Source organism: Escherichia sp. E4385, assembly GCF_963883145.1.
GTDB lineage: Bacteria > Pseudomonadota > Gammaproteobacteria > Enterobacterales > Enterobacteriaceae > Escherichia.
In genome coordinates this window covers 502,887-510,665 of sequence record NZ_CAWOOJ010000001.1, presented here as the reverse complement: position 1 = coordinate 510,665, position 7,779 = coordinate 502,887, and the positions used below count along the sequence as shown (strand labels likewise).

Annotated in this window: 10 protein-coding genes and 2 pseudogenes; 6 read left to right on the top strand and 6 right to left on the bottom strand. The window is 44.7% G+C overall.

Annotated elements, in window-relative coordinates; genetic code table 11:
- Nucleotides 1-549 precede the first annotated feature (549 nt).
- The 3 genes from AACS80_RS02510 to AACS80_RS02500 form a co-directional block, all read right to left on the bottom strand.
- Nucleotides 550-996, bottom strand: coding sequence for a YcgN family cysteine cluster protein (locus tag AACS80_RS02510; RefSeq protein ID WP_205712811.1), 447 nt, complete (start codon nt 994-996; stop codon nt 550-552).
- A gap of 90 nt (nt 997-1,086) precedes the next feature.
- The gene (locus tag AACS80_RS02505; RefSeq protein ID WP_135404263.1) at nt 1,087-1,746 is read right to left on the bottom strand and encodes a fumarylacetoacetate hydrolase family protein; all 660 of its coding nucleotides are present in this window, start codon (nt 1,744-1,746) and stop codon (nt 1,087-1,089) included.
- 71 nt (nt 1,747-1,817) lie between these two features.
- On the bottom strand, nt 1,818-2,111 hold the full coding sequence (locus AACS80_RS02500; protein ID WP_130205736.1) for a YcgL domain-containing protein: 294 nt from the start codon (nt 2,109-2,111) through the stop codon (nt 1,818-1,820).
- 125 nt (nt 2,112-2,236) lie between these two features.
- On the opposite strand from AACS80_RS02500, the gene minC reads away from it, so the two are divergent.
- The 6 genes and pseudogenes from minC to AACS80_RS02475 all read left to right on the top strand — a co-directional run bounded on the left by minC (nt 2,237) and on the right by AACS80_RS02475 (nt 5,175).
- Nucleotides 2,237-2,932, top strand: a complete 696-nt coding sequence (gene minC, locus AACS80_RS02495; protein WP_130215951.1) for a septum site-determining protein MinC — start codon at nt 2,237-2,239, stop codon at nt 2,930-2,932.
- 23 nt (nt 2,933-2,955) lie between these two features.
- Nucleotides 2,956-3,768: a septum site-determining protein MinD gene (gene minD, locus AACS80_RS02490; RefSeq protein WP_064528664.1), complete on the top strand. Its 813-nt coding sequence runs from the start codon at nt 2,956-2,958 to the stop codon at nt 3,766-3,768.
- Between the two features lie 3 nt (nt 3,769-3,771).
- Complete coding sequence (gene minE / locus AACS80_RS02485) at nt 3,772-4,038, top strand: cell division topological specificity factor MinE (RefSeq protein ID WP_001185664.1); 267 nt, start codon at nt 3,772-3,774, stop codon at nt 4,036-4,038.
- Between the two features lie 320 nt (nt 4,039-4,358).
- Nucleotides 4,359-4,430 (top strand): annotated as a pseudogene (locus AACS80_RS23910) (hypothetical protein); the annotation flags it as partial.
- Between the two features lie 61 nt (nt 4,431-4,491).
- Nucleotides 4,492-4,836 carry a YMGG-like glycine zipper-containing protein gene (locus AACS80_RS02480; protein ID WP_130205610.1) on the top strand — a complete coding sequence of 115 codons (345 nt, stop codon included), beginning with the start codon at nt 4,492-4,494 and terminating at the stop codon, nt 4,834-4,836.
- A 3-nt stretch (nt 4,837-4,839) separates the two neighbouring features.
- Nucleotides 4,840-5,175, top strand: coding sequence for a YmgD family protein (locus AACS80_RS02475; protein WP_074399524.1), 336 nt, complete (start codon nt 4,840-4,842; stop codon nt 5,173-5,175).
- Nucleotides 5,176-5,232: 57 nt separating this feature from the next.
- Here the strand turns inward: AACS80_RS02475 and AACS80_RS02470 are convergent.
- The 3 genes and pseudogenes from AACS80_RS02470 to AACS80_RS02460 all read right to left on the bottom strand — a co-directional run.
- A pseudogene (locus AACS80_RS02470) lies at nt 5,233-5,433 on the bottom strand (autotransporter outer membrane beta-barrel domain-containing protein); the annotation flags it as partial.
- Nucleotides 5,434-5,837: 404 nt separating this feature from the next.
- Nucleotides 5,838-6,056: a cell division-associated protein YmgF gene (gene ymgF, locus AACS80_RS02465; protein WP_130205608.1), complete on the bottom strand. Its 219-nt coding sequence runs from the start codon at nt 6,054-6,056 to the stop codon at nt 5,838-5,840.
- A 130-nt stretch (nt 6,057-6,186) separates the two neighbouring features.
- Nucleotides 6,187-7,710, bottom strand: coding sequence for a cyclic diguanylate phosphodiesterase (locus AACS80_RS02460; protein ID WP_130205605.1), 1,524 nt, complete (start codon nt 7,708-7,710; stop codon nt 6,187-6,189).
- Nucleotides 7,711-7,779 lie beyond the last annotated feature (69 nt).

Genomic DNA, 7,779 nt, shown 5'->3' with positions numbered 1-7,779 from the left:
GTTTAGGGATAACAATAAAACTAACAACATAAAAGGACTTTATGAACTTTTTCGCATATTCTACAAGCATATTCACGAGTATTTTTATATCAACTACCTGTAGCTCGGATATATAACGACGTCGTTTGATGTCCGAATTTACCGTCTTTCATTTTATACCCACCAGAACACCTGAGTAGAATAAGCATGCATGTTCAGGCAGTCTAATAAATGTGTCCATTGGTTACGGCATTTAAATTATTGTCATACCGTAGATTATCTTTTTTCGCGTGCTGCAATTTACTTAGAAACAGCGATGACGCTCTCACTTTTTAGCTCGAAAATTTTTTGCAGGATTCAGGATTAATACGTCAGCCCACCAGTACAAAATATTTCATACTTCCAATATACCGCCAGCCCAAACTTCATCGTGGCACTCTGGCGACACGTCTGGGAAATCGGTTCATTTCGTCCCGGGTAGCAAATCGCTAATACACTGTGCGCCAGACCTTGTTATTGATGACCAGAAAACCGCAAGGACCATTTTCGCGGCGGTTTGACTGATGCGGATTATTGCGCCCAGTCAGGTTTATTTAAGATATGGTCCTGCCAGTCAATCACTTCCGACTCTTTCACCGCGATATGGCGCACTGAAATGCGTTCGCCATGCATGGCTGCTTTTGAACCGGTAAGTAGCGGATGCCACGCAGGTAAATCTTTACCCTCCGCCAACAAGCGATAAGCACAAGTCATCGGTAGCCATTCGAACGTAGGCAGATTTTCACGAGTTAATTTAATGCAGTCGGGTTCAAACTCGAAGCGGCGTTCGTAGTTCCGACATTGACAGGTTTTAATATTGAGCTGACGGCAGGCAACGTTAGTGAAGTAGATTTCGTCGGTGTCTTCATCCATCAGTTTATGCAGGCAGCACTGACCACAACCATCACACAACGACTCCCATTCTGCATCGCTCATTTCGTCCAGGGTTTTACTTTGCCAGAAAGGTATATCGCTCATCAGGTGTTCCACCATTACGTTAAAACGCACCTTATAACCAGTCTGGCACGGCGATGCAAGCTTTGCCGCCCCTTTCAGGCGGCAAAAGTATTACAAAACGCGAGTTGTCAAAGAATGACCGCCGAAAGTAACCGTCAATTCATCGCCACTGTGCAGCGGACCAACACCATCAGGCGTGCCTGTCAGCACAACGTCACCGGCCTTAAGGGTAAAAAACTTGCTCATATAAGCAATCAGTGGAACGATTTTGTGGATCATGTCCGCAGTCGTACCTTGTTGGCGTTGTTCGCCGTTTACACTTAGACCCAGCGACGTATTTTGTGGATCACCGCTGAACTCTGCTGCAGGAATAAACCCGGAAAGTGGACACGAGTTATCAAACCCTTTGGCCTTTTCCCACGGCTGTCCGGCTTTCTTCATTTTTCCCTGAACATCACGTAATGTCAGATCGAGCGCCACACCGTAACCTGCAATAGCTTTGCGCACATGCTCTTCCGTGGCCTGACGTAGCGTCGCGCCAATCAACACCGCCAGTTCAACTTCATGATGAACCGAGCCGAAATCAGAGGGGATAGCCAGGGGCTGGCGCAGATCACACAGTGCCGTTTCAGGTTTAATAAACAACACGGGCTCTTCGGGCACTTCACTCCCCATCTCTTTAATATGTTTGGCATAGTTACTGCCAACACAGACGACCTTACTCACCGGATAATCCAGCAGCGCACCTTGCCAGTTGTGATGTTGATACATAACGTTCCTCTCACTTCATCGTGGTTCTTAAAGTCCGCTCCAACGAATATGATGCCACCGCCGGATATCGGTTATTTGTCAGTACTGTCTGTATTTTTCGCCATCACAGAAAGATGTTGTTTAAGCAAATCCTCAGGTGGTGGTGGTAACTGGAGATAATAACCTTGCTCGGCTAATGCCTGTTTAACTTTCTCAATATCGGCATTTACCAGTTTTTTCCGCCCATCCAATGGCAGAATCATCGCGAGTTGAGGTTGGCCAAACCCTTTCATCAGCTCCTCTGGAACACGCGAAAAATCGTCTTTTTTTTCGACATATAAATAGGTCTGGTCACGTTTGCTACTTCGATAGATCACACAAAACATAATTTTACTCTGAATAAATGTGGGGGTGACTTGCCTCAATATAATCCAGACTATAACATGCCTGATAGTCTTCGTAATATCATCGCTCGCTGATGATGATAATTAGCTAATTGAGTAAGGCCAGGATGTCAAACACGCCAATCGAGCTTAAAGGTAGCAACTTCACCTTATCCGTGGTTCATCTGCATGAGGCAGAGCCTAAGATTATTCATCAAGCGCTGGAAGACAAAATCGCTCAGGCCCCGGCATTTTTAAAACATGCACCCGTCGTACTCAATGTCAGTGGCCTCGAAGAACGGGTCAACTGGTCAGCAATGCACAAAGCTATCTCAGCAACTGGCTTGCGGATAATTGGCGTCAGCGGTTGCAAAAATGCGAAACTGAAAGCTGAAATAGAAAAGATGGGGCTACCAATCCTGACTGAAGGAAAGGAAAAAGCGCCACGTTCAGCTCCCGTTCCCCAGGCTCCAGCGCAAAATACGATCCCGGACACAAAAACACGTTTAATAGACACTCCTGTACGTTCCGGTCAGCGCATTTATGCTCCACAATGTGATTTGATTGTTACAAGTAATGTAAGTGCAGGAGCAGAATTGATCGCGGATGGTAACATTCATGTCTATGGCATGATGCGCGGTCGTGCGCTGGCCGGGGCAAGTGGTGACCGGGAAGCGCAAATATTTTGTACTAACCTGATGGCCGAACTAGTATCTATTGCTGGTGAATACTGGCTGAGTGATAAAATCCCAGTAGAATTTTATGGCAAAGCGGCACGGCTGCAATTAGTCGAAAACGCTTTGACCGTTCAATCGTTAAATTGATCCCTTTTTAACAAGGAATTTTTATGGCACGCATTATTGTTGTTACTTCGGGGAAAGGGGGCGTTGGAAAGACCACCTCCAGCGCGGCCATCGCCACTGGTTTGGCCCAGAAGGGAAAGAAAACTGTCGTGATCGATTTTGATATCGGCTTGCGTAACCTCGACCTGATTATGGGTTGTGAGCGTCGGGTCGTGTACGATTTCGTCAACGTCATTCAGGGCGATGCAACGCTAAATCAGGCGCTAATTAAGGATAAGCGTACTGATAACCTCTACATTCTCCCGGCATCGCAAACTCGCGATAAAGATGCCCTCACCCGCGAAGGGGTGGCCAAAGTTCTTGATGACCTAAAAGCGATGGACTTTGAGTTTATCGTTTGTGACTCACCGGCGGGTATTGAAACCGGTGCATTAATGGCTCTTTATTTCGCTGATGAAGCCATTATTACCACGAACCCGGAAGTCTCATCAGTTCGTGACTCTGACCGTATTTTAGGTATTCTGGCGTCGAAATCACGTCGCGCAGAAAACGGCGAAGAACCCATTAAAGAGCACCTGTTGTTAACGCGCTATAACCCTGGTCGCGTGCACAGAGGAGACATGCTGAGTATGGAAGACGTGCTGGAAATCCTGCGCATCAAACTCGTCGGTGTGATCCCAGAGGATCAATCCGTATTGCGCGCCTCTAACCAGGGTGAACCGGTCATTCTCGACATCAATGCCGATGCGGGTAAAGCCTACGCAGATACCGTAGAACGCCTGTTGGGTGAAGAACGCCCTTTCCGCTTCATTGAAGAAGAGAAGAAAGGCTTCCTCAAACGCTTGTTCGGAGGATAAGTTATGGCATTACTCGATTTCTTTCTCTCACGGAAGAAAAACACGGCCAACATTGCAAAAGAACGACTGCAGATTATTGTTGCTGAACGTCGTCGCAGCGATGCAGAACCACACTATCTGCCGCAGTTGCGTAAAGATATTCTTGATGTCATTTGTAAATACGTACAAATTGATCCCGAGATGGTAACCGTACAACTCGAGCAAAAGGATGGCGATATTTCCATTCTTGAGCTTAACGTGACCTTACCAGAAGCAGAAGAGCTGAAATAAGCTGTATTAGCTCAAACCTGATCTGACAGTTACCGGTTGTTTATACTGGTATCTGTCAGATTGCATTTGGTCTAAATTTTGTTCTCCCCTTCTATTGTCAGCTCAAATCGCCGCTGATTCACACTATTGCCACCAGAGCGAAATTACTTACCCTGCCTTTTTTGAAAAATATTTTTTACATTTAAATCACACAACAATATTGATATTTCAGATCGCATAACCTTTACAATACCATGTTAACACTTGATGACATTTCTTGAAGAAAATATTTCAAATCAATGAGTTAATCCTTATTTAAGATTATTCCCATTCAAGCATAAAACACAATTACTATTATACCATTCGCGCTCATTTTGAATTATCTGAATAATAGCGAGCGTTCTTTAGTTAAGTGAATATTAATTAAAGACGAAATTATTGTGTGTGCAACTTACTTAATACCGGACATCTAAGTTGAAGAAAAAAATACTCGCCTTCGGGCTTATCTCAGCATTGTTCTGCTCCGCACCAGCAATGGCGGATATGAATCGCACCACGAAAGGTGCGCTGTTAGGTGCAGGCGTAGGTTTACTGACTGGCAATGGCGTTAATGGTGTGCTGAAAGGCGCTGCTGTGGGCGCTGGTGTTGGTGCAGTAACTGAAAAAGGTCGTGACGGTAAAAATGCCCGCAAAGGTGCGAAAGTGGGTGCTGCCGTTGGTGCAGTCACTGGCGTGTTGACCGGCAATGGTCTGGAAGGCGCGATTAAAGGTGCTGTAGTTGGCGGCACAGGTGGTGCCATTCTGGGTAAAATGAAATAAGGAATGATGATGAAAAAATTTGCATTACTGGCTGGTCTGTTTGTTTTCGCACCAATGAGCTGGGCGCAGGACTACAATATTAAGAACGGTTTGCCAGCAGAAACCTATATTACTTGTGCTGAAGCCAACGAAATGGCAAAAACTGACAGCGCACAGGTTGCAGAAATTGTGGCTGTAATGGGTAATGCCAGCGTTACGAGCCGTGATTTAAAAATCGAGCAATCTCCGGAACTCAGTGCCAAAGTGGTAGAAAAACTGAACCAGGTTTGTGCTAAAGATCCGCAAATGCTGTTAATTACCGCCATTGATGACACCATGCGTGCCATTGGCAAAAAATAATCATTAATGCAGTACCGCGCCGATTGATTCGGCGCGTTTTTTTAGCAGGCGAAGGAATCAGAACTTATATTTAAATCCCACCATAACTGCGGTGTCATTGTAGCCATTATCACCGAGTTGAACGCCAACATTTCCCCAGACGCTGGCCGCTGAATTCAGATTGCCATTTACGCCAAGTTTAATTTCCCCCAGATTACGCGCACGGTCTTGTTCAACTTTCACGCCGTTCATTGAAACAGCGAAATCTTTACTGTTATGACAAGAAAATTAAATATATAAACAGAGACAAAGCGTAAAAGATAAATAAGCCGACATTATCATTATCTTACTTATTTTTATGATATTGCTCACTTAACAGAGGAAAAACTGATTAACAAATAACTTATCAACTGCAAAATGATTAATAGTTACCAGTGAAATTAGTATGCATATATATAAAATCCATTATGATTACACCACTCTTGATAACTGTTTGTGCAATATTCCCGCCTGTGGTCTGTCTTCCGAAATCATCAAGCTGCAACTCAAACCAGGTGAAAGCAGAATCCTGATACGCGAGATATAGCCCAATAAATGGTGGCTTAATCGCCAGGTCATGTCAGGATAAGGCGTTCACTGCCAGCAACTCATTTAGCCGTTTTCTGACAGTGATAACAGAAGGATTAATGCTGATCCCTATGGCTAACGAGTTTTTCCCTTAACCGATTAACCACATTGATCGCCAACCAAACCAACGCATTTAGCAAATTTATAGTAACAAGCACTTCTCCCAGCCAGGTGCTGGGTTTGGCAAAAAGGATAACCAGGAAAGTGATTAGCATAAATGCAATGGAGAAAATGATATATAAAGTAAAATAATCCAGATTATTACTCTTGTTCATGCTACTGATGGTAATCCTGTCAAAAATTTCAGACAATTATAGCAAACAAAATAATGAACAATAGTAACAAGACGAAACGAGCTAATTAGCTGTCTATAATTACGTCACCTCACGCTCAGGCGATCATTTTTCACTCAACCACCACTTTCACCTTCGGTTTTGAGAGAATAATTTTGACCAGCTCAATATATGTCACCGGTTTATAGAAATAGTATCCCTGTTGGAACGTGATGTTGTTTTGGTTCAGGTAATCGAGCTGCTCCTTCGTCTCAACACCTTCAGCGACAATACTGATAGAAAGTTTGCGCGCCAGATCCAGCACGCAGTCCAGGATCCGGGTGGAATCTGGATCTGCGTTGACCCGCCCGACGAAGCTGTGATCAATCTTAATATAATCAATATGTAGATCATGGAGATAAGAAAGCCCCGAGTATCCAGTACCAAAATCATCCAGTGCGATGACAAAACCATTTTCATGCAAAATGTTTAGTCGCTGGACCAGACTTTCATCAACATGCAAAGGCTCACGCTCAGTGACTTCAAGCACGAGATTCAAATCACGGCGCGTGAAGCTGTCCTTGTATTTCAGGCATTCTTCAACAAATGTCGGCGAAATAATATGCGAGGCGCTGAAATTTATCCCAACGTGAAAACCTTCTGGCAGTTTACTTTCGATCGCATTCATTTGTTTGGCGACCTGGCTCATCAAACTTTGGGTGAGCGGAACTATCAACCCTGATTTTTCAGCAAGAGGAATGAAAGCCGCAGGAGAGATATATCCTCCCCGAGGGTGTTTCCAGCGGGCAAGGACTTCCACGCCGCGTAACGTCCCTTCCAGCCCATTTACCACTGGTTGATAAAAAGGCACAATTTCACCGTTATGTATTGCCCGCCGCAGGATCTCTTCCGGTGTTGCGCTTTTGTTGAAATATTTATCAAGCAGGAAGACAACGGCGCAGGAAATCAACAAAATGAATATCAAAATCCCCAGACCTTTATCGATAAGTCTGCTAAAGCTAAATAGAGGCGGCTGGTTATAAATAATACTGAAATGATATTTTGTGGAACTGACTCGCCCAGAAAAATGATTTTTACCATTGAGAGCTGTCACATCTCCCGACGGGCCAATAATGCTACCGCCAACGAGTAAAGTATATTTCGCCCCCTTCAACGGCACATTGAGCGCGCCACGAATATGTTGATCGCTAATAGTCACCAAAACTCGGGTATCTGCGAACTGATTCTGATAAAGCAAAATGGGCATTTTATTAACAGTATCGATTGCCGGAGCTAGCAGTAAATTGCTTTCAGGAATCACGGGTATACGTGATAGCAGTACGCGGTTCCCCGGCAGTGAAGTACACCAGACCGCATCTTGTTTGAGAATGATGATCGTACGCAGATGTGGCTTGAGCGCTGCTTCTGTACCTAGTTGATATTGTTCATCCAGATCACACCCTTTTCTGGCTATTTCCCGTACCGTTTGAATCGCCTGTGACGCTTCCTCAAGTATATAATTGATATTGTTTGCGGCATATCTCGCCCCTGCCAGGCTCTCCGCTTTTGCGGAATACCAGAGCTGGATGTTCAAAATAGAGACGCCGGTAATAAACAGGCAAACCGCAGCGAGGATAGGGATAAGTGTATTGCGCATCTGCGTGTCCCTGACAACAGGTTAATAGAGGGGGTTGACATTCATTCGCTCAATCTGGCGTCTACAGAG